Here is a 25,620-nt window from a genome sequence, read left to right as displayed (position 1 = left end):
GGGTTCACTATATTCAGTCCTCTTTTTATTTTCAAATAGTCGTGGTAAACTAGGTCTACTGGAGGGTGATTCCTATGGGTTTAAAATTCCAATATGATGATACATTAGATCGTCGTTTTGATGACTTTGCTATTTTACCAGATGAATTGACAAAAACTAAAAAAGACGAAGTCGATATCGAACGGTTTTTGAAGACAAAAGACGATGACGAAGAACAAAAAGAAGAAAAATAATTAAGAGACTGAGATGAAATTACTCAGCTACAGACAAAAAGACCAGCAAGTCCGAAAGTTTTTTTCAAGCTTTGGATTTGCTGGTCTTTTTGTAGTAGAAAGCATCATCAGTCAGTGCTCTTGTGTTAGGCTTGATAGCCTATTGCCTTTTCGATTGCATTCCAGGCTAGTTGCTTGCCATCTTTCGTAACTGATGAGAAGAGAATAAAGGTATCCTCTTTTTCAAAGGTCATCGCCTTTTTAATCATGCTTTCATGCTTGTTCCATTTTCCTCTTGGAATTTTGTCGATTTTTGTGGCAACCACAATCACAGGAATGTCATAATACTTTAAAAATTGGTACATTTGAACATCTTCGACTGATGGCTCATGTCGAAAATCAACTAATGAGACCACTGCTTTTAGCTGGCTCCGCTGCGTCAAATAAGTTTCAATCATTTTCCCCCATTTTGCTCGTTCGGTTTTAGATACTTTTGCATAGCCGTAACCAGGTACATCGACAAAATGCAAAACATCTTCAATATTATAAAAATTAAGTGTCTGTGTTTTACCGGGTTTTGAAGAGGTGCGTGCTAAGTTTTTTCGTTCAATCAAGGTATTAATAAAGGATGATTTCCCTACATTTGATCGTCCAGCAAGCGCGATTTCCGGTAACTCTGACTCTGGATATTGTGCAGGTGACACAGCACTAATCACGATGTCTGCGTGGTGTACTTTCATATTCAATCCTCCGTTTGTAATAAAAAACCGGACAAAGCCAAGTGAAATGACCAACCTAGTAGTACTTTTGTACATTTCCTAGACTAAATACGACTTCCACTTTCTTGTCCGGATGCTTTTACCATAAATTTTTCAGCGGTCCTACCAAATTACCCTGCTTTTTTTTCGGCATAGATAATGGTTGGCTTTTCCGTTTCTAAAGCTGCTTCTTTAGTGATGATTACTTTCTCGATTTCCTCTTGAGATGGCACTTCAAACATAATGTCCATCATGATTTCTTCAATAATCGAACGCAGGCCACGTGCTCCTGTATTTCGCTCGATGGCTTTTTGTGCAATCGCCCGTAATGCATCATCTTCAAACACTAATTCCGTCTCATCTAATGACAATAACTTTTTGTATTGCTTAACTAATGCATTTTTTGGTTCAGTCAAAATACGTACTAAGTCATCGACCGTTAATTTATCGAGTGCTGCCATTACAGGTAAGCGACCGATAAACTCTGGAATTAGCCCAAATTTTAAGAGATCCTCTGGAATAATATATTTCATTGTGCTTTCTTTTTCTGGTAATTTGCGGTTGTTGCTACCAAAACCAATCGTTTTTTCACCCATCCGGTTTTTCACGATTGTTTCAATCCCGTCAAATGCTCCACCTACGATAAAGAGAATATTCGTCGTATCAAGCTGAATCATTTCTTGATGTGGATGTTTTCTTCCACCTTGAGGAGGTACATTTGCAATGGTACCTTCCAAAATCTTCAATAATGCTTGTTGGACACCCTCACCTGATACATCACGCGTGATAGAAACATTTTCACCCTTACGAGCAATCTTATCAATTTCATCGATATAGATAATACCATTTTGCGCATATTCTACATCAAAGTCAGCTGCCTGTAATAATTTCAAAAGAATATTTTCAACATCTTCGCCCACGTAACCAGCTTCTGTTAAGCTTGTCGCATCTGCGATTGCAAATGGTACATTTAAGCTTTTAGCTAAAGTCTGCGCCAAGAAGGTCTTTCCAGAGCCTGTTGGTCCAATTAGACAGATGTTACTCTTTTGTAACTCAACGTCTTCTTCCTCTCCAGACTTATCTAGGTTAGCTGAAATACGCTTGTAATGATTATAGACTGCCACCGATAGAGCTTTCTTCGCGCGATCTTGCCCAATTACATATTCGTTCAAGATTTTTAGTAATTCTTGTGGCTTAGGAACATCTAGGAATTCATGAATGGCTTCGTCTGTCAATTCTTCTTCGATGATTTCACGACAAAGTTCAATACACTCATCACAAATATAGACACCTGGCCCAGCAACTAATTTTCGCACTTCTTCTTGCGCTTTGCCACAGAAGGAACATCTCACTGCATCATTAGTATTTTTGTTATCGTACAATACGTTCACCCCTTATGGTTCTAAAAGATTTCATTATATTATCATAGCATATTTCTTTTGAAAAGAAAAAATCTTATCTTAATTTGATAGAATCTTTAAAAAAAACTGTTCAATAGTAATTATTGAACAGTTTTCTGATTCAAAGACTTATGCTTCAACTGCAGTTGATGTAACTAAATCAACTGCTTTTTTCATTGTAACATCATGTTTTAACATATCTTCTGTCAATACACGTTTGATTTGAGCTTCTGGCATGTTGTATGCTTCAGAAAGTTCTTTAATTTCATTAGCAATTTCTTCTTCTGTAGCTTCTAAGCCTTCAGCTTTAGCGATTGCTTCAATAACAAGGTTTGTTTTCACACGTTCGTCAGCTTCGCCTTCGAATTGTTTGTGTAGATCTTCCTCAGTTGAACCAGTTAATTGGTAATACATTTGAGGGTCGATTCCTTGACGTTGCATGTTGTTTAAGAATTCATCCATCGCACGGTGCACTTCATCGTGAACCATTACGTGTGGTAATTCAACGATTTCAGCATTGGCAACTGCTTGTTTGATTGCAGCTTCTTCAACAGCTTCTTTGGCAGCCTTTTCTTTACCCTCTGTTAATTCTGTGCGGTATTTTTCTTTCAATTCAGCTAAAGATGATACTGAATCATCAACATCTTTTGCAAATTCATCATCTAATTCAGGAAGCTCTTTTCCTTTTACTTCATGAACGGTAACTTTGAAGACTGCTTCTTTACCAGCTAAATCTTCTGCTTGGTATTCTTCAGGGAAAGTTACTTTCACATCTAATGAATCGCCAGCTTTTGAACCAACTAATTGATCTTCAAAACCTGGAATAAATGAATGTGAACCTAATTCTAATGAGTAGTTGTCGCCTTTTCCGCCTTCAAATGCTTCATCATTTACGAAACCTTCAAAATCGATTACGACTGTGTCGCCTTCAGCAGCAGCGTCTTCTTTGATCACTAGTTCAGCTTGTTGTTCTTGAACAGCTTTCAAACGATTTTCAACGTCTTCTTCTGTCACTTCACGGTCTTGTTTTGCAACTGTTAAGTTTTTGTATTCACCTAATTTTACTTCAGGTTTTACAGTTACTTCAGCTTCGATTGTCCATGCTTCACCTTTTTCCATTGATTTTACATCAATTTTTGGTTGAGATACGGGATCGATACCAGCTTCTAATACTGCAGCTTCATAAGCTGTAGGTAATACAGCGTTCAATGCATCTTCATACAAAGCTTCTTCACCGTACATTCTGTTAAATACTGTACGTGATACTTTCCCTTTACGGAATCCAGGAACGTTTAATTGTCCCTTCACTTTGTTAAATGCTGTTGTTAACCCTTTTTGAATTTCTTCATTTGCAATTGAAAAGGTCAATACACCATCATTGGTGCCTTTTTTTTCCCATTTTGCAGTCATATAATTCCCTCCGAATATCTAAGTATATTGTTATATGAAATAGTTTCATGCATACCTTTAAATAGTACACTACCAACATCAAATTGTAAACATATTGAGCAAAAAGTAGTGGAAAAATTCTTATTTTAAAGCATTTTCAAAGTATGTTTGAATGCGACGTTTCTTTTCCGCAATTCCTTGCCGATACTGTCGTTGAGCTGAATCGACTGGCTCTTTGATTTGAATCAAGTCAGCTAGGTAAACGGCAACCCAATCATCTACCTCCTCTTCTTTCGGTAAGAATGGGAAACAGTAAGCAAAATGCCCCAGAAGTTCCTGATAGACCATTTCCTGTAGCACAGAGTCTTTGGCTAATCGTTTTGATAAAGATTCTTGCAAGATTTGTGGTAATGGTGAATCCTCTAATAGTTGCAGCTCAGCAAAAGCTACCGGTCTCACCTGATCACCGTCATAAACCAGGTGGGTACCGCGTTCACCAGTCTTTACTAAGATTTCACAGATTCTGGCAATAACTGAACTATTTGTCGGTTCTTGGATTGCTGATATCGCTATTAGTCGGAACTGGTTTGCTGTCAGACCAATCAGCCATTTCGTAAATGCCGTAGAATGAACGTAAAAATCCGGTGCTAAAAATTGTTTGAGCTGTTCTGTTTTTTCTAGCAGATACTGCTCGCTTTGGTTACCTAGTAGTGCTTCCATCTCAAGCAGGAGCTGTGTTTCTTCAAGGACGTCAATTTCCTTAGCCACTGGATACAAAAACACCCAGGCTTGAATAAATTGCTGATTCATCAGTAGCAATTGCACATAAAAGATTCTAGTTTCCTTTATTTTTCGGTAGTCTGTCATCATTTCTTTGGCAACTTGCAACGCTTGTAAATGGTTGCCCTGTAGAAAATACGCCTGAGCTAGCAATTGATTATACCCCATTAATGATTCCTTCTCATAAAGGGCTATCAAGAAGCTGATCGCCTCTGGATAATCTTTTTGAGCTATGAGTTGGTTGGCTTGTTGAATTGCTCGTTGATAGGAATCCGCAAATGATTCTTTATTCATTTTGCATCGACTTCCCAATATGAATGTGCGCAGTCTCAGGTGCAGAAAGTACTTCCTGTTGGTGAGTGAACGCAGATAAAGTTGCTAAAGAAATGACTGATGTCTGGCTAATATAATCACCGATTTGTTGTTTTTTCTTTGATCCGATGATAGGCAGATAACCAAGCAGTCCCAATCCTGGAAAACTTAAAATAAAACGCCCAATTCCTTCACGCATCAAGACTGTTTGCCAGCTAAGTTGTTCTTCTTCTAACGATACGACGCGAATTCCAAAAATCATCTTTCCTACAGTTTGACCGTAATTGCATTTTGTCATGAGAATAAAATAGCCATAATAAATGACAGCAGCGAGCAGGCCATAAACACTGAGTAATGAATCCGATTGTTCGACCAGCTGAAACCGAACCAAAAAACCAATCGTAGCCACTGAGATTGCTCGTACACATAGTAGATCAATGAAAAAGGCCCACATCCGAATCCAAAATCCTTCAAAGAAATATGCTGGAAATAGTTGCTCCGTCTTTTGGTTACCTGGTTGAAGATTGGACCAATTGCTTTGGGCTTCTCGCAATGATTCTTCTGTTAAAGGTTGGGGCTTACGTCTATTGACGAGTTGTTGATAAAAATCATTATGTGAATCAGATTGTTTTTCTGTCATAGCTATTCACCTCCGTAAAAATACATTGGTTTTGGCGCTTGTGGTGTACCGATGCTTTCGACAATCGATAGTACACGTGAGCTTTCAGACTGCTTTAATCCTTGCAATTCTGCCAATGATGAACCAAGCCAACTAGAAGCAAACCCTGTAGCAGAAACAGCATACTCAAATACCTCTGCATTCTCAAGTTTGTTGTCTTTCTTCAAAGCGGCTAACGTATCATCTTGATAGCCAATTTCATCAACTAAACCATTTTTCACTGCTTGACTGCCGTCATAAATACGACCATCAGCGAGTGTTTTCACGGCATCGACCGATAGATTACGACCATTCGCCACCACATCGACAAAACGACCGTACGCACTATCGATGTAGGCTTGCATAACTGCTTTGTCTTCGTCTGTTGCTGGGCGGACCGAGGAGTTCATATCTTTTAGCGCACCGCTTTTGTATGTTTGATCAGTCACTCCTAATTTTTCCAACAGCCCACTGTAATTCAAGTTAGAGGCAATGACACCGATTGATCCAGTAATCGTTTCGTTGGTCGCAAAAATTTTGTCTGCAGAAGCTGAAATATAGTAGCCTCCACTTGCTGCCATACTTTTCATCGATACGTAGAGGATTTTGCCTTTTTGTTGTACTTTGGCAATTTCTTTGGCAATTTCCGCACTCTCGTATACCCCGCCACCTGGTGAATTAACGACTAATAAGACCCCTTTAATGCTATCATCCTCTTGAATTGCCTTCAGTTCACTCAGCAATTGTTGATGGTTGTATCCTTCAGAATTAAATAATCTTGTCGGTTCACCTGTATCAGAAATGGTACCGTCTACGGTTAGTTGAACAATTCGTTTGTCACTATCTCCTTGCTCAATCACCGATTCCTCTAAGTCTCCTGACCCATATAGCAGTTGTTCCACACTTGAAAGTTTTGACTCATTTGTTTCCTCTTCTTTTTTTAGGCTACTTGTTACGACTGATAATCCCAATAACGCAACCGCAATCCCTACCCCAATCCATCTTCTTTTATTCATAACTTCCCCCTTAGTTTATTAATAAAATTGTTCGATAACAATCACTGTTTCCTTTTCCCCAATTGTTTCTTGTGTATGCTGTTTTTCTTCTCGGACAAATCCGCCATATTGCTCCTTGGTCAAGACATCTTCAATTTGAAAGGGAAACGCTGAGATGACTTTCAGTGCGTCAGCGTTCACTTCTTGCAAGCTGTCCCAACCAGTATCAATAAATACTTTGGTATCCTCACTCACTCCTCTTTGATTAAGTTCTGTAATGATTTTTTTCAGTTGACCAAATGTCATCGTTTCTAATTGTTCCATCTAATTCCCCTTTTCTTTCACCAGTCACATTATTGATAGGTGGTATTTAAATATGTTAATAGTGAGTCGACATGCTTAATTGCTGTCCAATCGCCAGTGCTTCCTTCAAACATCGTTAGCGTCAAATAGTTATGATTTGCGTAATCATACGTAAATAAGAAGCTATTTTCAGATCCCGTCGTGTCATCTTGACTTTGTTTTACTTCCGCTGTGCCTGTTTTTGCTGCAACATCAATTCCCAGACTGTTTAAACTATAGCCAAAAGCATTTGGATCTGTGACATATGCTCGTAAATCCGGTCCAATAATATTGACTGCGTTCGAGCTAACTACATTCGCTTTGGTTTTCGTTTCCGCATTAAGCAATAATTTCGGATAAACCAGTGTACCGGCATTGGCAAAGACCGAATACATCGTTGCTTGTTGAATTGGACTAATTAATAACTGACCCTGTCCATAGCCTGTGTCGGCCAGTAAGACTTCTGTCGCGAAGCTATCTTCATTTGAGATTTGGGCAGGTTCCATCGATAATGGCAAATCCAATTCTTCACCAAAGATAAATTTACTTAACCCTTCACGGAATTTCGTTTCACCCATTTTTAAGGTTTGTTGGGCAAAGTAGATATTATCCGAATAAATTAAGCCATCATATAGATTGACTGGATTGGTTTCTTTCACACGAGTGACTTTATAAGATCCCCAGGAACTATCTTTTTGCCACTGTAAACCCGATATAGCCAACTCTTCACTTGGATCGAGTGTACCTGCATCAATGCCAATCGCTCCAGTGATAGATTTAAACGTCGAACCTGGTGCATATCGTGTGGTGTAGCGACTGACAAATGGGGTATTGCCGCTATCTACATAGGCTTGATATTCTTCTGGAGTAATTCCATTAGCCATCTTATTTGGATTAAAACTAGGGGAACTAACTAATGCCAATAAGTCACCCGTCGTCGGCATCGTGACAACCGAGGCTCCTTTTTGACCACCTAGACTTTCGTAGGCAATCTTTTGAGCATTGGCATCAATCGTCAGGGTGATCGTTTCACCATCTTTTTTGTCTTTTTTTAGAAGGACTGATTTTTCGTTCCCATTTTCATCAGTAATTGTCAGGCTACCACCATCCGTCCCTCTTAGCTGCTCATCATATGTCGCTTCTAACCCTGAACGGCCGATGGATTCACCAGCGACTAGACTGCTGTCCTTTTCGATATCTTCAGCAGTCACATCACCGACGTAACCAATTAATTGAGCTGCGGCTTCACTAAGCGGGTAGTAACGACCAGCAACTTGCTGAATACTCGCCCCAGTCGGCAAGGTACTTGGTACATCATCATACAAGATGGTCAATGGTACGAAGGTATCGTCTGTTACCCAACTTTGATCTAGAGCTGTTTGAATGGCATCTGTAGTCAGATCAAATTGGCTCGCAATGGTTTGGATAGCTTGTGTCTTTTGGTCACCTGTCCCAAGTTTGCTAGGAATTACTCCTAACTGATTCAATTCCTGATTCACAGCTAAGCCCTGATTGTTACGATCAAGTATTTCACCTCTTGTCGCATAGTCTGTCGTAATCGCTACCTTATCTTGACCTTCCATACCAGGGAAAATCAAATTTGGCTGCCAATTAATTTTGTAAGTATCACCAGTCTTTTTTAGTGTTCCTTCATATTTTACATTCTTTAATTCTCCGATATCCGTTGAAAAGGTCATCATATACTGAAAATTGTACGTATTGGTAGTTTTTTTTGTCACTTTTTGATTTTTTACAGTAACTTTGGAAACACCAATTCCACTGTAGATTGCTTCATATTTCTCTTGAACGCTTTTGTTTGTATAACCAGCAGTCTTTACTGATGACTCACTTAGGACTGAGGATAGGTTTGAAAATTTTTGGTCTGTTAATGCTTTAACAAAACGTGTGACCTGTTTTTTACTTGCTGCTAGATTGTTTTTTTGTTCAATGACTTGATAGGTCATATACCCTCCGACAGCTATGATTACGAAAATAATTGCAGCAATCACATAGCGGATTTTTTTGCTTCGCATCGATGAAATCCTCCTTTTAAAAAAAGGGTGAAAACAATTGTTTTACACCCTCATACTCTTTATTCAGCTAAGCCAATCTCTTCTCTAACGACACTGGCAATTTTTTCTACATAGTAATGAACTAATTCGTCCGTTGGCGCTTCTGCCATTACTCGTAGGAGTGGTTCTGTTCCTGAGGGACGCACCAAGATACGGCCTTCCCCATTCATCTCTTGCTCCGCTTCTTCGATCACTTGTTTGATGCGAGTATTTTCTAAGTAGCCATGTTTATCCGTCACTCGAATATTAACTAATTCTTGTGGGTAAATCGTTAATTCACTGGCTAACTCTGATAATTTTTTGCCTGTTTCTTTCATAACAAGTAGCAATTGGATACCTGAAAGCATCCCATCCCCTGTTGTGTTGTAATCAAGGAAAATCATATGACCCGATTGTTCGCCACCAAAGTTGTAGCCATTTTTACGCATTTCCTCAACGACATAGCGATCACCCACCTTTGTGATGACGTCTTTAAGACCAGCTTCTTCCACCGCTTTATGGAAACCCAAATTACTCATAACCGTAGTAACAATCGTTCCTTGTTTTAGTCGATTCTTTTCTGATAGATATTTGGCACAAATATACATTATTTGGTCACCATCGACAATGTTGCCCAGCTCATCAACTGCAATCACGCGATCGCCATCGCCATCAAAGGCAAGGCCCGCATCGGCTTGTTTTTCAACAACAAATTCAGCCAGTTTTTCAGGATGTGTCGACCCAACACCATCATTAATATTCAGACCATCTGGAGAAGTTCCCATTGTATAAAAATCAGTTTCTAAGTCAGCAAATAGTCGATTGACACTGGATGCTGTTGCGCCATTTGCCGCATCTATACATACAGTTAAGCCTGATAAGTCTCCAGGGATGGTCTGTTGTAAAAATTGCGAGTACTTTAATAGGCCTTCCGGGTATTCATCAACAGTCCCTAGACCCTCGGCTGCTGGTCTTGGTAAGGTATCTTGTGCTTGATCCAATAATGCTTCAATCTCTGCTTCTTGATCATCTACTAATTTAAAGCCATCGCTGCCAAAAAACTTAATGCCATTATCTTGAGCAGGATTATGCGATGCTGAAATCATCACTCCGGCACTTGCTTTTTGCAAACGCGTCAGATACGCAACGCCTGGTGTTGAGATTACGCCTAATTGAAACACCTCGATACCTACAGAAAGCAAGCCAGAAATCAGTGCGTATTCTAACAATTGACCTGACATTCTTGTATCGCGACCGACCAATACTCTTGGTCTCTTTTCGCTTGTCTCATGCTGACTTAATACATAGCCACCATATCTTCCTAGTTTGAATGCCAACTCAGGTGTTAGCTCTTTATTTGCTTCGCCTCTAACACCATCAGTTCCAAAATATTTTCCCATAATTTTTTTGTTCCACTCCTATTCTAGTTATCCGAACTCGTCGATTCACTTGATTCACTTGAATTTGTTGATTGTTCGCTACTAGTACTGCCTGACTGTGAACTACTTGATGTACTTGTTTTATCTGTTGTTTCACTAGAATGACTCGTACTACTTGAACTTGTCGATTCGGTCGTTTGCTTCAATGTCGGTACAATCGTCACCAATATTGAAGCTGGATCTGCTGTCACGCCATCTTCGACTGGTACCGCAACTTTCACTTGGGTAAGCTTAGTAATATTGTCGATGTCTACTGGTAAAGAGACGCGATCGATTTGATCTAGCAATGTTTGCGTCCCGGTGACTGTGACAGTATCTTGATCTAATCGATACGTAAGATCTGATACACTACTATCCATTGTTCCTGAAGGTACGACATTAACAGGCACTTCTTTTGTTGGTGCATTCACCTCAATGTTGACAGTTACTTGCTCGGGACTAATGACCGCTGGAAGTTTCTCTCCATTTTTATCGACGGCAACAATTGACGCTTTTGTAGATGTATCTTTGTTTAAATCAGTTAAATGACTTAGTGATGCCTCGACGCTCGTCAGCTCTTTTAAGGTATCTTCCCCTGTCGTGATTTCAACTTCACTAGGTTCGACAGTTATTTTACCTAATTGATACCCATCTTGCAAATGATCCTCTGAAATGGAAGCGGACACTTTAATCGTCTTCGTCACTTTTTTTTCAATTGTGACCGTAATTGACTTGCTTGCCAAAGTTGCTGTCACGCCACTGCTTAAATTTTGGACTTTCAATGCAACTTCATGTGTACCTACCGTTAATTTTGACAAATCCGCAACCACACGAAAGTTCCGTGTTTCTTGATTCTTTTCCGTATTTAATTGTACACGATTGTCACTCGTTAGCTTAACGGCTACGGTCGTATTAAAGCCTTGAATAAAATATTCATCTGAATCATAGATAGGCTGGATAGTTACATCCTTGACATTCTCTTCATACGTTGTTGATGTAGGGATAATATTTTTTTGCAATGATGAACTATTTGCATTAAAAAATAAAACCAATGTAAATAACAATGCGATGAAACTGTAAAAGAGATTTTTCTTACGAAATTTAACCTTCATCTCACCGATCTCCCTTCTTGCTCAATCGGTTTAATTCTTCGTAAATAGTTTTGTAAAAGGTTTTTTTGCCGCCTTTTTCTTCTTTTGGCACTAATTCCCTTCTTAAAATAGCTAAGTACTCTTCACTTGATAAGTCGACAAGTAATTGGTTGTTTAAGGTAATACTGACACCACCTGTTTCCTCTGAGACGATAAAGGTCACTGCATCACTTACCTCTGAAACACCTACCGCGGCCCGATGTCTAGTACCGAACTCTTTTGGAATCAACGCACTCTCCGATAGTGGCAAATAGGCACAAGCAACACTAATTTTGCCATCCCGGATGATGACGGCGCCATCATGAAGTGGCGTATTGGGAATGAAGATGTTAATCAGTAACTCCCCACTAACATCTGCATCTAATGGAATACCGGTTTCGATATACTCTTCTAAGCCTGTGTTACGCTCAATTGTCACTAATGCGCCAATTTTACGCTTGGCCATATATTGAATCGCTTTGTCAAAAGCCAAAATCATTTGCTCGTCTTGTTTTTTTTTATTCTTGCTTGGATTAAAGAACGTCGTCCGCCCAAGATGCTCTAATCCGCGACGAATTTCTGGTTGAAAGATGACGATTGCTGCGATAACTCCATAGGTAATGACTTGATCCATTAGCCAAGAGAGCGTATGTAGACCAATCAGTTCCGCTACGAACCGAGTGGCAATAAACATAGCCACACCTTTAAATAATTGTAATGCCTTCGTCCCTCTAGCTAATTGAATTAGCTTATACAAAATAAACCAAACAACTAGAATATCCAAAATATTTACAAAAAAATTCCACGAAAATATGTCAACTGAGAAAAACTCTTGCCAATGCTCTAAACTAAAAACGTTTGGTAAACTGATAGACATATTCAGCCTCCTCTTACTACTAGACTTGATAGTTTTAGTATAACACAAGGCTTTTTCATTATTTGTTCAAAATGCAATTTTTTCAACAAATCTTAGCATCTCAAAAAAACCTCTTTAAAAACCAACAGACCGATAAAGAGTTGTTGATTTTTAAAGAAGCGTGCTGCTATCTATTCACATATGCTTTTCTATGATGACGCATCAAAAAATCAAGGATGCGATTGGCATAGTTTACCACAACAAAGACTATGAACATAACTAGGAAAACTAAAACTGCTTGCATGATTTTTCCATCAATGATCATTTGCCGTGTCTCATCCTCAAGTGGATTGATCACAGTACTCATATCCCATGTAGTCGCAAATGCAGTAAATAGACTTGCAAAGATGGTCAATGGCCAGCGGAGTTTTGGCAGGAGAATAAATTGATTTCGATTTTCAAAACTAATCTTTTGGTAAAGAACAACCGTCACCTGATAAAGAAGAGCAATCAACAGTATGATTCCTAAACAAATAATCACCCATGCTTGATAGCTTGGATACAAACTAAAAAGATTCCCATTATAATAATAGTCACTTCCACTAACATCTTTAAAGGACAGGTAATACAAATATGTCTGCAGGTTTGAACTAATGAAAGAGAGTCCCAAAAGAAACCCAAACAACGAAATAACACCCGTCACTAGTTGTCCGCATATGACTCCTGCTAAGAGTGAGATATAGTAAAGCAAGAGGCCAATCACGATCATTACCCCATGAAACGCAATCAAATAAAAAAATGAAATATTGATGTATTCATGCGGAATGCGCAAGTAAATAATACTGAGATTGATAACCGTGGCTACGATTGCTGAGAGTACTATAGCCATGGTACCAAGCGCAATTTTTGTTTGAATGATTTTTTTATTGGAAAATCTCGAGGATCTGAGTAACAAAACAAAGTTCGTCTTATAGTCGACAAAGCAATTAATGAAGCCTGCTATAATAAAGAACAAAAAGAATCCTCTGAATATATATTGACTCAAATCGCCGTTACCAATCAGAAAATAGCCTGAATTTAAAATATCTTGAGCACCAACGATTTGCGTCGTCTGATTCGCTTTATGTTTAACAATCGTCGTTTTTTGGAACAACTGCTCGGTCTGATAACTTGAATAATAGGAATCGTCGATCTTATAGCGATGCGTTGATTGATCAAAAGTCACTTGATCAATGCTCGTTACAGAATTGACATATTGCCAAAATTTTTGTGAATCCCCATATTCTTCATATTTTTGATTCAGCTCATCTTCTAATTGTGCTTGTGCTCTTTTCGCTGCCTGTTGATCTTCAATTGCTTCTGTACTGTTATTATATATATGATTGGATTGCCAAATACTCGTTTGTCTAATACCTAATGATAAGCCAAATAAACAAAACAACAAACCAATACTAACCAGCGCGAGCTTTTCACGCTTCCAAATCAATGCTAGTAATTCACTTTTCATTGGTAATTTCCTCCTTAGCAATCGTCCCATCCGAGAAGACTTCAATAAATAGATCCTCTAATGACACTGGTAGCTCCTCCATCAAAACAGGGTCTAATGATAACAACTGGTTCGCTAACTCGTTCGTGTACTTCTTAAATACCACAACTACCACTCGTCCCTGAATACTTAAGATCGTTCCTTGCTGTTTGATTAGATCGGGTACGGCTTTTTGACGGAAGACAAATTGCCATTTTTTGGTCACTGCTTTTTGGTCTTCTAAATGTAAAGTTTGTGTGATTGTGCCATCTTTGAAAAAAGATACTTGATCCGCTAGTTTTTCTAGTTCTGCTAAATTATGTGAGGAAATAATAATGGATCTATCTCCATCATTGACAACATCTAATAGTAAATCCGTGGCTTGTTTGCGAACGATGACGTCTAATCCATCGAGAGGCTCATCTAGAATTAAGTAATCACAATTCGAACAACAACTAAGAATCACTAGCAGCAGCCCTTGCATCCCTTTCGAATATTTTTGAAATCTTCGTGGCGGCAAATTGTGCGTTCGCAAAAGGTCATGATACATTGGGATATCAAACGAAGGATAAAGCAATTGAAAATAGTCACCGATACTGACAGGTGTCAGGTAATCTAACGGATGAAACTGCGTATCAATGTAAAAAATCTTTTCTTTGTACCTTTCATAAAGCGCAATATCATTTCTTTCAATGAGTACTTCACCACTATCCTTTTGGTAATGCCCCATTATAGTTCGAAAGAGCGTTGTTTTACCGGAACCATTGCGTCCGACAATTCCACAAATAACGCCTTTCGGAACTGTTAATTGAATATTAGATAATACTTGATTGCTATCAATTTTTTTATTTAGTCCTTTAATTATCATTGTAAATCCTCCTTAGCTCCTCATTTACCCATGCTTCAATCGTAGCAGCAGAGATGGCAGCATAGTGTGCTTCTACGATCCACTCGTTCAGCTGCTTACGCAATTTTTCTTCGTTTTTTATTGTGCTCCCGCGATTGACCTGTTCTTTGACGAACGTACCTTTGCCTCGTATCGTGACAATTACATCTTGGTTTTCCAATTCTTTATAGGCCTTACTAATTGTATTCGGATTAATTCCCAACAGCTGTGCCTGTTCCCTGACTGAAGGGATTTTGTCACCAACTACATAGATTCCTTGCAAGATATCTTTTTTGATACCCATCATAATTTGCTCATAGATGGGCTTTGGGTCATTGGCATCAAAATACATGGACTCCCTCCTTTACGACAAACAATACTTATGTGTACTATTATACATAGTACACTTGGATAGTCAAATAAAAAAAGGGAGTGTGGGAAAAATTCTCACACTCCCTTTATAGAATAGAATCGGTATTCCAAAAGCAGATCACTCGGCTCTATGTCTTAAACTTTCTAAAATTTGAAAACCAATTTTCGAAAGTTTCGCCTTATCGCTCGGATCTATACGCTTTTGTCATAACCTTGTTGTACTTCATCTAATTTTTTTCTTTTTTTGTTTCTTGGCGTTTGGCTTGTCTTTCTGCGCGTCGTGCTAGTCTCCTTGCCTCTGCTTCTGAATCAACTAGGCGTTCTTTTCTTTCACGGACAGGTCGCTGGCTAGTATCATCAGTCACTTGGGTTTGCGACTGATTCAATACTTTTTCGCGAATTTTTTCTCCTTGACCGCTCATATCGGCATAGGCAAAGAACCGTGTCTGTGCATCCGTGACTGTTTTGGCAAACAATTGCTCGGCCACTGCTGGAAATTGTTTTTCTAATGAAGAGAAACGGACTTGGCTTCTTAAAAAGGCTGGCATCAAGCTGAAGTCAGGTTTCTTATAATCTAGTGTCAGGCCGGCTTTTCCTTTTTCAAGGTTGTCTGGATGGTAACGGTACAAGGACCAATAACCTGACTGGACAGCATCTTTGGCCTCTTGTAGGCTTTTACGCATGCCGCCAGCTAACCCATGAGTAATACATGGCGTGTACGCAATAATCAACGATGGACCAGGGAATTTTTCTGCCTCTTCAAATGCTTTGATTGTTTGCATCGCATTCGCGCCGGAAGAAATTTGAGCAACATAGACATTGCCATAAGTCATCGCCATCCGGCCAAGATCTTTCTTGGACATGTACTTGCCACCAGCTGCAAACTTGGCAATTGCTGCCATTGGTGTGGCTTTTGATACTTGTCCGCCTGTGTTAGAATACACTTCATTATCTAAAACAAGTAAGTTCACATCAGCTCCTGAAGCTAACACGTGATCGATACCACCATAACCAATGTCATAAGCCCAGCCGTCGCCACCAATCATCCATTGGCTTGTCTTAACAAACAACTCTTTTTCCTCAATCAATGCAGCGAACGCTGGTACGGACTCTTTTTCAACTTCTAGTACGGCAGCAAGCTTTTTCGCTCTTTGCTGTGTTCCTTCACTTTCATTGCGATGCGCCATCCAATCTTCTAACAATTCTTTGGCTTCAGGTGAACCCAACTCTTTGACGGTGTTCATTTTGACTGCCAGTGCATCTCTGCGTGCTTGATTGGCTAAAAACATCCCGTAACCATACTCCGCGTTATCCTCTAATAAGGAATTAGACCACGCTGGCCCCTCTCCTAAGGCATTAGTTGTATACGGTGATACAGGTGCTGCTCCACCCCAGATTGATGAACAGCCAGTTGCATTGGCAATCATCATCCGGTCACCAAACATTTGCGTCAGTAATTTGACATACGGCGTTTCACCACAGCCAGCACAAGCACCAGAAAATTCGAGCAATGGTTTCTCAAATTGGGTGCCTAATAGGGTGCCTGGGCGAGCTGGATTTTCTTTTTCTTTTAACGTCATTGCAAAAGCCCAGTTAATAGCTTGTTCTTTTTGTTCTCCATATGGCTTCATTTCCAATGCTTTTCCTTTAGCAGGACAGGCTTCCACACATAAGCCACAACCAGTACAATCTTCGACCGATACTTGAATCCGATACAACAAGCCATCTTTGCCCCGCATTTCACGGACAATAAATCCCTCAGGTGCTTCTTCCATCTCTTCGCCATTCGCCAAGAACGGACGAATGGCAGCATGCGGACAGACAAAGGCACATTCATTACACATGGTACAGCGGTCACTGATCCACTGCGGTACTTCAAGGGCGATGCCTCTTTTTTCGACCGCAGTCGTACCAAGTGGCATGTCTCCTCTCGTCATCTGATTTTCAACTAATGTACCAACGGATAGTTCATTTCCTTTTTGGGCATTAATTGGTTCAACAATTTCTTTGACATACGTTGATTTGGATGCTTTTTTGATTTCTTTGATTGGCAACGTTCGCCACTCGTTTGGGATAGCTACTTGATGGAGAAGCTCAATCGTGCGATCAATTGCCAAACAGTTTTTTTCGACAATCGACATTGATTTATGGCCATACGCCTTATTAGCTTCATCCTTTAATAGCTGAATGGTCTGCTCAAACGGCAGCGGCTCTGTTAGTTTGAAAAAGGCAGTTTGCATAATCGTATTGATCCGATTGCCTAGCCCAATTTCCATCGCCAGCTGCATGCCATTAATCGTATAGAACTTGGCATTTTTCTCTGCTAATGCTCTTTTTAAGTGACTCGGTAACAACTTCTCTAATTGTGCGTCACTCCAAGTTGTATTCAATAAAAATATTCCGTTATCTTTTAAGCCTGCAATTAAATCATAATTATGAATATAGGCTGGCGTATGACAAGCAATAAAATCGGCATGCTCGATTAAATATGTAGAGCGAATGGGGTTGGGTCCAAAACGAAGATGTGAGACCGTTAATCCACCTGATTTTTTCGAATCATAATAGAAATACCCTTGCACAAAATTTTCTGTTTGGTCGCCAATTAGCTTAATGGCTGCTTTGTTTGCACCAACTGTCCCATCTGAACCAAAGCCCCAAAATTTCGCTTGAAAGGTTGATTGCGGTGTTAAATCTAATTTAGGGTAATTGGCCAACGAAAGATTGGTCACGTCATCTTCAATACCGATCGTAAAGCGTCGTTTTTGGTGTTGTTTTGCTTTTGTTAGCTCATCATAAACGGCTACAATTTGATCAGGTGTCACATCTTTAGAACCTAAGCCATAACGTCCACCAATAATGACAGGGTGGACTGTTGCATCATAAAACGCACTTTGTACATCGAGTAGCAATGGTTCACCAGATGCACCTGGCTCTTTGGTACGGTCAAGTACAGCGATTGCTTTGACTGTATCAGGAATAGCAGCGAGTACATCTTGCTCTGGGAAAGGGCGATACAAATGAATTTCAAGTACGCCAACTTTTCTTCCGGATTGATTCAAATAATCCACCGTTTGTTCCACAGTCTGAGCTGCTGAGCCCATCAAAACAATCACTTCTGTCGCGTCAGGATCGCCATAGTAATTAACCAAATCATAATTCGTTCCCCGTAGTTGGTTAATTTTTTTCATATACGAACGAACAACATCCCCTACTTGGTTGTAGTATGGATTGATGGTCTCTCTTTGTTGAAAGTGAATATCTGGATTTTGATTTGTCCCACTAACAGTAGGATGTGCTGGATTCATCGCACGTTTTTTAAACTCAGTCACTTTCTCTTGATTCAGCAATCCAGCTAGTTCATCATACTCTAAGACTTCCACTTTTTGAATTTCATGACTCGTACGAAAGCCATCAAAAAAATTCAAAAAAGGCACACTGGATTCAATCGCACTCAAATGAGCCACGGCAGATAGATCCATCACTTCTTGCACACTATTTTCAGCGAGCATAGCGAATCCTGTCTGTCTTGCTGCCATGACGTCTGTATGATCCCCAAAAATATTCAGCGCGTTGGTCGTTACTGCACGACTAGCTACATGCATGACAGCCGGCAATAATTCCCCAGCAATTTTATACATATTTGGTAGCATTAATAACAAGCCTTGTGAGGCAGTATACGTTGTTGTTAAAGCGCCAGTCTTTAATGAACCATGAACTACACCAGCTGCACCAGCTTCTGATTGCATTTCGACCATTTTTACAGGATTACCGAAAATATTTTTCTTTTGATGTGCCGACCATTGATCGACCAACTCTGCCATTGGCGAACTGGGCGTAATCGGGTATATCGCTGCTAAGTCCGTAAATGCATAGGACACATATGCCGCAGCTGTATTGCCATCCATCGTTTTTTTTCTTCTCACACTGTTCATCACCTTTTATTAATCTCTTCTCTTAGTATAATAGATTGTGAAATATTTATAAAGAGAAATAAATATATTTTTTCACAAACTTAGTGTTTTACGTCCATTCTTTTCAAGACTCATGAGAATTTAAATCGCACAACGTCTTTTAGTTCAAAAAATTAGGCTTTTTCGTTACACTATACTTAACTACTGATTGGAGGATAAAACATGGATATTACAGTCATCAAACCTGAAGCAACAAATGAAACTACCGGAATCTTTTTTGGACAAAAAGAAGCACCCGTTGTCTTAAAAGAATTTATTAATTTACGCTGTCCTTATTGCCGTCAATGGTTTAACCATTCAAAAGAAGTCTTAGACAAGGCAGTAGCAGAAGGTAAAGTGGTTCGTCTCTTTAAATTAACAGACCGACCAAAAGAATCCTTACAACGAGGCAATGTGATGCATCGCTACGTAACGACAGATGATAGCGAACAAGCCTACGCCGACATTCAAGCCATCTTTGAAAGTCAAGACCAATGGGGTGACCTTTCGCTAGAAGAAGTGGCGCAATATGCTGAAAATACCCTAGGACTTACTGAGCACAATCATCTCGACTACGCGCAAGAGATTGTGGATGAAACGCAGGCAGCTGTCATAAAATTCGTCCCAACTGTGATTTTAAATGAGCATATTTTTGATGAAACCATCTCAACTGAAGAATTAACCAAGTTAATTGAAGAAGCCGCAAAATAAAAAGCGACCATCACCGAAACAACAACGTTTCCGTGATGGTCATTTTATTTGCCATTTTTTAATGTTTCCGCAAACTCATTGATTTTGCGAATGCGATGATTGATGCCTGATTTTGAAATGGCTCCAGATGGAATCATCTCCCCTAACTCTTTCAAGCTAACTTCTGGATTCGCTAAGCGTAACTCAGCAATTTCTTGTAATTTTTCAGGCAGTGCTTGTAGCCCTACTCGAGCTTCAATGTACTCAATATTTTCCAACTGCTTACTAGCGGCATCAATCGTTTTGTTCATATTTGCGGTTTCACAATTTACCAATCGATTCACCGAATTGCGCATGTCTCGAACAATCCGGACATCTTCAAACTTAAGCATGGAATTGGTTGCCCCAATTAGCACTAGAAAATCGGCAATTTGTTCAGCTCCCTTTAAGTAGGAGATATAGCCATTCCTACGTGTCAGCGTGCGGGCATTTAGATCAAAGGAATTTAGCATCGCACAAATATCTCGATTGTGCTCTTCATAAATCGAGTAGATTTCCAAATGGTATCGACTCGTTTCCGGGTTATTGACTGATCCGGAAGCCATGAATGCTCCCCGTAGATACGAGCGCATCTTTTGGCTATTGCCCATGATCTCATCTGAAATGTGCGTATGAAACATAATGCCGTCCATAATATCTAAATCAAGTAAAATAGCTTTGGTTTCTTGTTTTAGCCGAACGATGTAGACATTGTTTTTTTTAAGCTTCATCTTTCTTCTTACTAACAATTCACTTTTCACATCGTAATGATCTTTTAATAATGAATAGATTCTGCGAGCAATTGCGGCATTTTCGGTTTGGACATTTAGCACAAATTGCTGGTTGGCGATACTTAATGATCCATTCATTCGAATGAGTGCTGCTAGTTCCGCTTTGGCGTGTTCACGATGTACTTCCAAAGAGGTCAGCTCTTTTTTGACATCTGCTGCAAAAGACATCTAACTTCCCCCTTTCTTCGATTGTTTCTTTAATATAATAGGCGCAATAATTCACTGACTACTTTTTCTCCATCATGGAATACACCACCATTTTTCAGTTCTAAAAAATCAGTGGATACGACACGACATCCCTCTTCACGAAGACCTGTAAAATCATGTTTGACTTGTATGAGATATTCATCGTAGACCGAAAAATCCATGTAGCCATCGGGAACTTTTTCAATATTGACCAGTACAGTATCGATAAATTGATGTCCAAGATGACGATGCATCACTCGCACATGATCGGCGTCCGTGAAATGTTCGGTTTCACCTTTTTGAGTCATAATATTGCAAATGTATACTTTTTCCGCTTCACTGGCCTGAATGGCTTGGCCAATTTCGTGAATCATTAAATTAGGCAAAATGCTCGTAAACAAACTACCAGGTCCCATTACAATCATATCCGCCTCTAAAATAGCCGTAACTACTTTTCTAGCCGCGGTCGGTTCCTCTTCATTTTCTTGATTGGTCACAAACACATGATCGATTGTTTTTCGTTCTTTTGCAATGTTGGATTCTCCAACTGCGATCGTGCCATCTTGAAAGACCGCATGGAGTACTAAAGGTTTTTCAGATGAGGGATAGATGTGTCCGTCGACATGCATCATCTTTGCCAGTAATTGGACCGCGTCATACGTACTGCCGCGCATTTCGGATATCGCAGCTATAATCAGATTACCTAGCGCGTGGTTGGCTAAAAAGCTATCCTCTTGCTTAAAGCGGTATTGAAAAATATCTTCATATAGTTTCGGCATATCTGACAATGAGACTAAAACGTTGCGCAAGTCGCCCGGTGGCGCCATAGTAATTGATTTACGAATTTCACCACTGCTTCCACCATCATCGGCGACAGTCACCACGGCAGTAATATCTACTCCTTGATTACGAAGCCCTTTTAAGATAACTGGTAAACCTGTCCCCCCACCAACAACCACCACACGCGGTTTTTTTAGACGATAGGTTTTCATTTTCATGAACGATTCACCGTTTCCTTCCGCTTATCTTTGTCGCGATGGGTAATATTGACGTGATACTCTTTTGCTAGTAAGTCGCCAATTCGTTTCGTTAATGCCACGGAACGGTGTTGCCCACCCGTACAACCAATGGCGATCGTCAAGCTACTTTTTCCTTCTTTTACATAGCCTGGCATTATGGTCACTAACAATTGACTAAATTGTTGATAAAACGCTTCTGTCTCCTCAAAGGACATAACATATTCATAGACTGGTTTGTCTAGCCCGGTTAAAGGACGTAATTCAGGAACATAGTGGGGATTGGGTAAGAAGCGGACATCCATCACGATGTCGGCATCGATCGGCAAGCCGTATTTGAAACCAAATGACACCATCTCCACACGAAAGCCCGTACCAGTCGCAGCACGAAATTCTTCATTGATTTTTTCACGTAATTGGCGAGGTGTTAGGACTGTCGTATCAATAACTAACGTTGACTGTGATTTGAATTCAGCCAATAATGCCCGTTCTTTTTTAATACCTTCCGTAATCAAGCCATCCATTGCGAGCGGATGTGCTCGTCTTGTTTCTTTGTAGCGAGAAACCAACTCTTCATCAGACGCATCTAAGAAAAGAATCTTGGTATCGATAAATTTGGTATTCTCAATATCAATCAACATGCCTTGGAGTTCTTCAAAAAATGAGCGTGATCGCATATCAATAACGAGGGCAATTTTTGTAATCTTCCCTGACTCTTTGATTAATTCCCAAAACTTAGGTATCAATGAAGGCGGCATATTGTCAATACAAAAATAACCCATGTCTTCGAAACTTTGAACGGCTACTGTCTTACCTGCTCCGCTCATCCCTGTAATTATTACTAGTTCCAGACTATCTACCATTGCGATTGTCTCCCTTCTGTTGTTTCAATCAAACAATTATATCATTCCGGGCGTATCATTACCATTATTTTCATCAAAAAAGAAATTGTGACAAAAAACCAGAAAATCCAAAAGTTTAAAAACAACTTACGAATTTTCTGGTCTTTTTACTTGTAGCAAAATAATTTTGCCTCAGTCACTATTGATTCAAGACATTTTTTAAATACAAGCCAGTGTAACTTTGCTCGTTTTTAGCTAATTGTTCCGGCGTTCCTAATCCGACAATCGTGCCACCGCCTGCACCACCTTCAGGACCCAAGTCAATCAGATAGTCTGCCGTTTTAATGACATCTAAATTATGCTCAATAATCAAGACGGTATTGCCCGCATCGACGAGACGTTGCAACACCGTAATCAAGCGCGCGATGTCTTCACTGTGCAATCCAGTCGTCGGTTCATCTAAAATATAAAAACTCTTACCAGTCGAAATTTTGTGAAGCTCACTCGCTAACTTCATCCGCTGTGCCTCACCACCAGATAGCGTCGTAGCCGGCTGTCCCAGCGTCACATAACCAAGACCAACATCGACAATAGTCTGTAATTTGCGATGAATTTTTGGAATAGGTTGGAAGAAATCCACCGCATCAGATACAGTCATCTCTAAAATATCGGCAATATTTTTCCCTTTATAATGAACCTCGAGTGTCTCCGAATTGTAGCGTTTGCCATGACACACTTCACAAGGGACATAGACATCGGGTAGAAAATGCATCTCAATTTTGATAATACCATCGCCACGACATGCCTCACAACGACCGCCTTTGACGTTGAAGCTAAAGCGACCTTTCTTATACCCCCGAACTTTGGCTTCATTAGTCTGTGCAAATAAATCGCGAACATCATCAAAGACACTCGTATACGTAGCCGGATTGCTTCGTGGTGTCCGACCAATTGGACTCTGATCGATATCAATAATTTTTTCAATCTCCTCGAAACCAGTGATTCGCTTATACTTACCAGGTTTGGCACTGTTGCGATTGATTTTTTGAGCCAAGGCTTTTTTTAGAATTTGGTTGACTAGCGTTGACTTACCTGAGCCAGAAACCCCCGTCACAACAACTAGTTCTCCCAAGGGAAAAGCGACGTCAATGTTTTTTAAATTGTTTTCCGTCGCACCAAATACTTTGATTTTTTTGCCATTTCCTTTTCTTCGTTCAGAAGGGACAGAAATTTTTCGTTTACCAGATAAGTATTGCCCCGTTAATGAGTTGGGATTTTGCTCTACCTGCTCAGGTGTACCAGCTGCTACGACCTCGCCACCCATCGCACCAGCACCTGGTCCAATATCAATCAAATAATCCGCTGCTCGCATCGTATCTTCATCATGCTCGACTACCACCAATGTATTGCCTAAATCGCGCATATCTCTTAGTGACTGCAACAAGCGGTCATTGTCTCTTTGATGCAAACCAATCGACGGCTCATCTAATATATAAAGCACACCGGATAGATTCGAGCCGATTTGCGTAGCCAGTCGGATTCGCTGCGCTTCACCACCAGAAAGTGTTCCAGAAGAGCGACTCAATGTTAAATAATCCAAGCCCACATTTCTTAAAAAACTCAAGCGGTCGCGAACTTCTTTTACGATTGGTTTGGCGATTGTTTGTTCTTGCTCCGATAATGCAACTTGTTCAATAAATTGAAGTGTTTCATTGATTGGCTTTTCACTCAATTGACCCACATGAATGCCACCGACTTTGACACATAGCGCTTGTTCGTTTAGACGATAACCATGACAGGTCTTACACGTTAGTTCCGTCATATATAACTTCATCTGCTCACGGGTATAGTCACTAGCAGTCTCATGGTATCTTCTTGAGATATTTGTCACGACACCTTCGAACGGTACGTCAACATCTCGGACACCGCCAAAATCATTTTGATAATGAAAATGAAACGGTCGCTCACCTGATCCGTATAAAATCAAGTCTTGCTCTTCTTTAGGTAGCGCTTGAAAAGGTGTGTCCATATCAATAGAAAAACTACGACACGCTTGTTCCAACATTTGTGGGTAATACTGTGAACTAATCGGGTTCCAAGGGACAAGTACCCCTTCATTTAGCGTTTTTGTAGGATCAGGAATCACCAAATCTAAATCCACTTCTAATTTCATTCCTAATCCATCGCAGTCAGGACATGCTCCAAATGGCGCATTAAAAGAAAACAATCGTGGCTCTAATTCACCAACCGTAAAGCCACAATACGGACAAGAATAATGTTCACTAAATAAAAGTTCCTTTTCACCGATAATATCCACTACGGCATACCCCTCTGACAGCCGCAGTGCCGCTTCGAAGGAATCAAATAGTCTAGAGCGTATCCCTTCCTTCACTACTAAACGATCGATTACGATTTCAATTGAATGTTTTTTGTTTTTTTCTAGTGCTGGCACTTCCGAAAGATCAAAGACCTCTCCATCCACGCGCACACGCACGTAGCCTTCACGTTGTATTTTTTCAAATACTTTTTTGTGTTGTCCTTTTTTTTCATGCACAATTGGCGATAGGACTTGGATCCGACTTCTCTCAGGTAAGGCTAGAACTTCATCTACCATCTGTTCCACTGATTGACTCGTGATTTCTACATGGTCATTTGGACAAATAGGGTGTCCCACTCTGGCATATAACAACCGCAAATAATCGTTGATTTCCGTCACTGTTCCGACTGTTGAACGAGGATTTTTACTGGTGGTTTTTTGATCGATTGAAATGGCAGGACTCAAGCCATCAATACTGTCCACATCAGGCTTATCCATCTGTCCTAAAAATTGTCTCGCATAGGCAGATAGGCTCTCAACATACCTCCGCTGACCTTCTGCATACAGCGTGTCAAACGCTAATGAACTTTTCCCAGAGCCTGAAAGTCCCGTAACAACAACCAGTTTGTCACGGGGGATTGTCACATCAATATTTTTTAGATTATGTGCCCTTGCACCATGTATCACTATTTTGTCATTAGCCAA

21 protein-coding genes are annotated in these 25,620 nt (G+C 40.0%); 2 read left to right on the top strand and 19 right to left on the bottom strand.

Going from position 1 to position 25,620, the window contains the following annotated elements:
• Positions 1-74: 74 nt before the first annotated feature.
• Complete coding sequence (locus NE257_RS03385; RefSeq protein WP_251851413.1) at positions 75-233, top strand: SPJ_0845 family protein; 159 nt, start codon at positions 75-77, stop codon at positions 231-233.
• A gap of 125 nt (positions 234-358) precedes the next feature.
• On the opposite strand, the gene yihA is transcribed toward NE257_RS03385, so the two are convergent.
• The 15 genes from yihA to nifJ all read right to left on the bottom strand — a co-directional run bounded on the left by yihA (position 359) and on the right by nifJ (position 19,016).
• The gene (gene yihA, locus NE257_RS03380; RefSeq protein ID WP_040366752.1) at positions 359-952 is read right to left on the bottom strand and encodes a ribosome biogenesis GTP-binding protein YihA/YsxC; all 594 of its coding nucleotides are present in this window, start codon (positions 950-952) and stop codon (positions 359-361) included.
• Between the two features lie 149 nt (positions 953-1,101).
• On the bottom strand, positions 1,102-2,352 hold the full coding sequence (gene clpX / locus NE257_RS03375) for an ATP-dependent Clp protease ATP-binding subunit ClpX (RefSeq protein WP_007208514.1): 1,251 nt from the start codon (positions 2,350-2,352) through the stop codon (positions 1,102-1,104).
• A gap of 147 nt (positions 2,353-2,499) precedes the next feature.
• Entirely contained in the window at positions 2,500-3,780 is a 1,281-nt protein-coding gene (tig, locus tag NE257_RS03370; RefSeq protein ID WP_007208515.1) for a trigger factor, read from the bottom strand.
• Positions 3,781-3,900: 120 nt separating this feature from the next.
• A complete protein-coding gene (locus tag NE257_RS03365; protein WP_251885767.1) occupies positions 3,901-4,833 on the bottom strand; it encodes a hypothetical protein in 933 nt (310 codons plus the stop codon).
• Entirely contained in the window at positions 4,826-5,491 is a 666-nt protein-coding gene (locus NE257_RS03360) for an RDD family protein (protein ID WP_007208517.1), read from the bottom strand. The genes NE257_RS03365 and NE257_RS03360 overlap by 8 nt, the downstream gene beginning before the upstream one ends.
• Positions 5,492-5,493: 2 nt before the next feature.
• Positions 5,494-6,525, bottom strand: a complete 1,032-nt coding sequence (gene sppA / locus NE257_RS03355) for a signal peptide peptidase SppA (RefSeq protein WP_251885766.1) — start codon at positions 6,523-6,525, stop codon at positions 5,494-5,496.
• An 18-nt stretch (positions 6,526-6,543) separates the two neighbouring features.
• Positions 6,544-6,828 carry a hypothetical protein gene (locus tag NE257_RS03350; protein ID WP_251851409.1) on the bottom strand — a complete coding sequence of 95 codons (285 nt, stop codon included), beginning with the start codon at positions 6,826-6,828 and terminating at the stop codon, positions 6,544-6,546.
• A 29-nt stretch (positions 6,829-6,857) separates the two neighbouring features.
• Positions 6,858-8,879 carry a penicillin-binding protein PBP4(5) gene (gene pbp4 / locus NE257_RS03345; protein WP_251885765.1) on the bottom strand — a complete coding sequence of 674 codons (2,022 nt, stop codon included), beginning with the start codon at positions 8,877-8,879 and terminating at the stop codon, positions 6,858-6,860.
• Positions 8,880-8,938: 59 nt separating this feature from the next.
• Complete coding sequence (gene glmM, locus NE257_RS03340) at positions 8,939-10,297, bottom strand: phosphoglucosamine mutase (RefSeq protein WP_251855152.1); 1,359 nt, start codon at positions 10,295-10,297, stop codon at positions 8,939-8,941.
• 23 nt (positions 10,298-10,320) lie between these two features.
• Positions 10,321-11,427, bottom strand: a complete 1,107-nt coding sequence (locus tag NE257_RS03335; protein ID WP_007208522.1) for a CdaR family protein — start codon at positions 11,425-11,427, stop codon at positions 10,321-10,323.
• Position 11,428: 1 nt separating this feature from the next.
• The gene (gene cdaA, locus NE257_RS03330; protein WP_071859040.1) at positions 11,429-12,322 is read right to left on the bottom strand and encodes a diadenylate cyclase CdaA; all 894 of its coding nucleotides are present in this window, start codon (positions 12,320-12,322) and stop codon (positions 11,429-11,431) included.
• A gap of 166 nt (positions 12,323-12,488) precedes the next feature.
• Positions 12,489-13,808, bottom strand: coding sequence for a hypothetical protein (locus tag NE257_RS03325; RefSeq protein WP_251869628.1), 1,320 nt, complete (start codon positions 13,806-13,808; stop codon positions 12,489-12,491).
• Positions 13,798-14,694 carry an ATP-binding cassette domain-containing protein gene (locus NE257_RS03320; RefSeq protein ID WP_251851405.1) on the bottom strand — a complete coding sequence of 299 codons (897 nt, stop codon included), beginning with the start codon at positions 14,692-14,694 and terminating at the stop codon, positions 13,798-13,800. Before NE257_RS03320 ends, NE257_RS03325 begins: the two co-directional genes overlap by 11 nt.
• Complete coding sequence (locus NE257_RS03315) at positions 14,684-15,064, bottom strand: GntR family transcriptional regulator (protein ID WP_007208528.1); 381 nt, start codon at positions 15,062-15,064, stop codon at positions 14,684-14,686. Before NE257_RS03315 ends, NE257_RS03320 begins: the two co-directional genes overlap by 11 nt.
• A gap of 247 nt (positions 15,065-15,311) precedes the next feature.
• On the bottom strand, positions 15,312-19,016 hold the full coding sequence (gene nifJ, locus NE257_RS03310) for a pyruvate:ferredoxin (flavodoxin) oxidoreductase (RefSeq protein WP_251886437.1): 3,705 nt from the start codon (positions 19,014-19,016) through the stop codon (positions 15,312-15,314).
• 201 nt (positions 19,017-19,217) lie between these two features.
• Here nifJ and NE257_RS03305 point away from each other — a divergent pair, with 201 nt between their 5' ends.
• Positions 19,218-19,745: a DsbA family protein gene (locus NE257_RS03305; protein WP_007208531.1), complete on the top strand. Its 528-nt coding sequence runs from the start codon at positions 19,218-19,220 to the stop codon at positions 19,743-19,745.
• A 44-nt stretch (positions 19,746-19,789) separates the two neighbouring features.
• On the opposite strand, the gene whiA is transcribed toward NE257_RS03305, so the two are convergent.
• From whiA to uvrA, 4 genes are all read right to left on the bottom strand, one after another.
• Entirely contained in the window at positions 19,790-20,722 is a 933-nt protein-coding gene (gene whiA / locus NE257_RS03300) for a DNA-binding protein WhiA (RefSeq protein WP_251885764.1), read from the bottom strand.
• A 29-nt stretch (positions 20,723-20,751) separates the two neighbouring features.
• Positions 20,752-21,738 carry a gluconeogenesis factor YvcK family protein gene (locus NE257_RS03295; protein WP_251885763.1) on the bottom strand — a complete coding sequence of 329 codons (987 nt, stop codon included), beginning with the start codon at positions 21,736-21,738 and terminating at the stop codon, positions 20,752-20,754.
• The gene (gene rapZ / locus NE257_RS03290; protein WP_007208534.1) at positions 21,735-22,619 is read right to left on the bottom strand and encodes an RNase adapter RapZ; all 885 of its coding nucleotides are present in this window, start codon (positions 22,617-22,619) and stop codon (positions 21,735-21,737) included. Before rapZ ends, NE257_RS03295 begins: the two co-directional genes overlap by 4 nt.
• 178 nt (positions 22,620-22,797) lie before the next feature.
• The gene (gene uvrA, locus NE257_RS03285) at positions 22,798-25,620 is read right to left on the bottom strand and encodes an excinuclease ABC subunit UvrA (protein WP_251885762.1); all 2,823 of its coding nucleotides are present in this window, start codon (positions 25,618-25,620) and stop codon (positions 22,798-22,800) included.

It is taken from the genome of Enterococcus italicus (assembly GCF_023743875.1).
Lineage (GTDB): Bacteria > Bacillota > Bacilli > Lactobacillales > Enterococcaceae > Enterococcus_G > Enterococcus_G italicus.
This window is presented reverse-complemented; position numbering and strand designations above follow the sequence as displayed.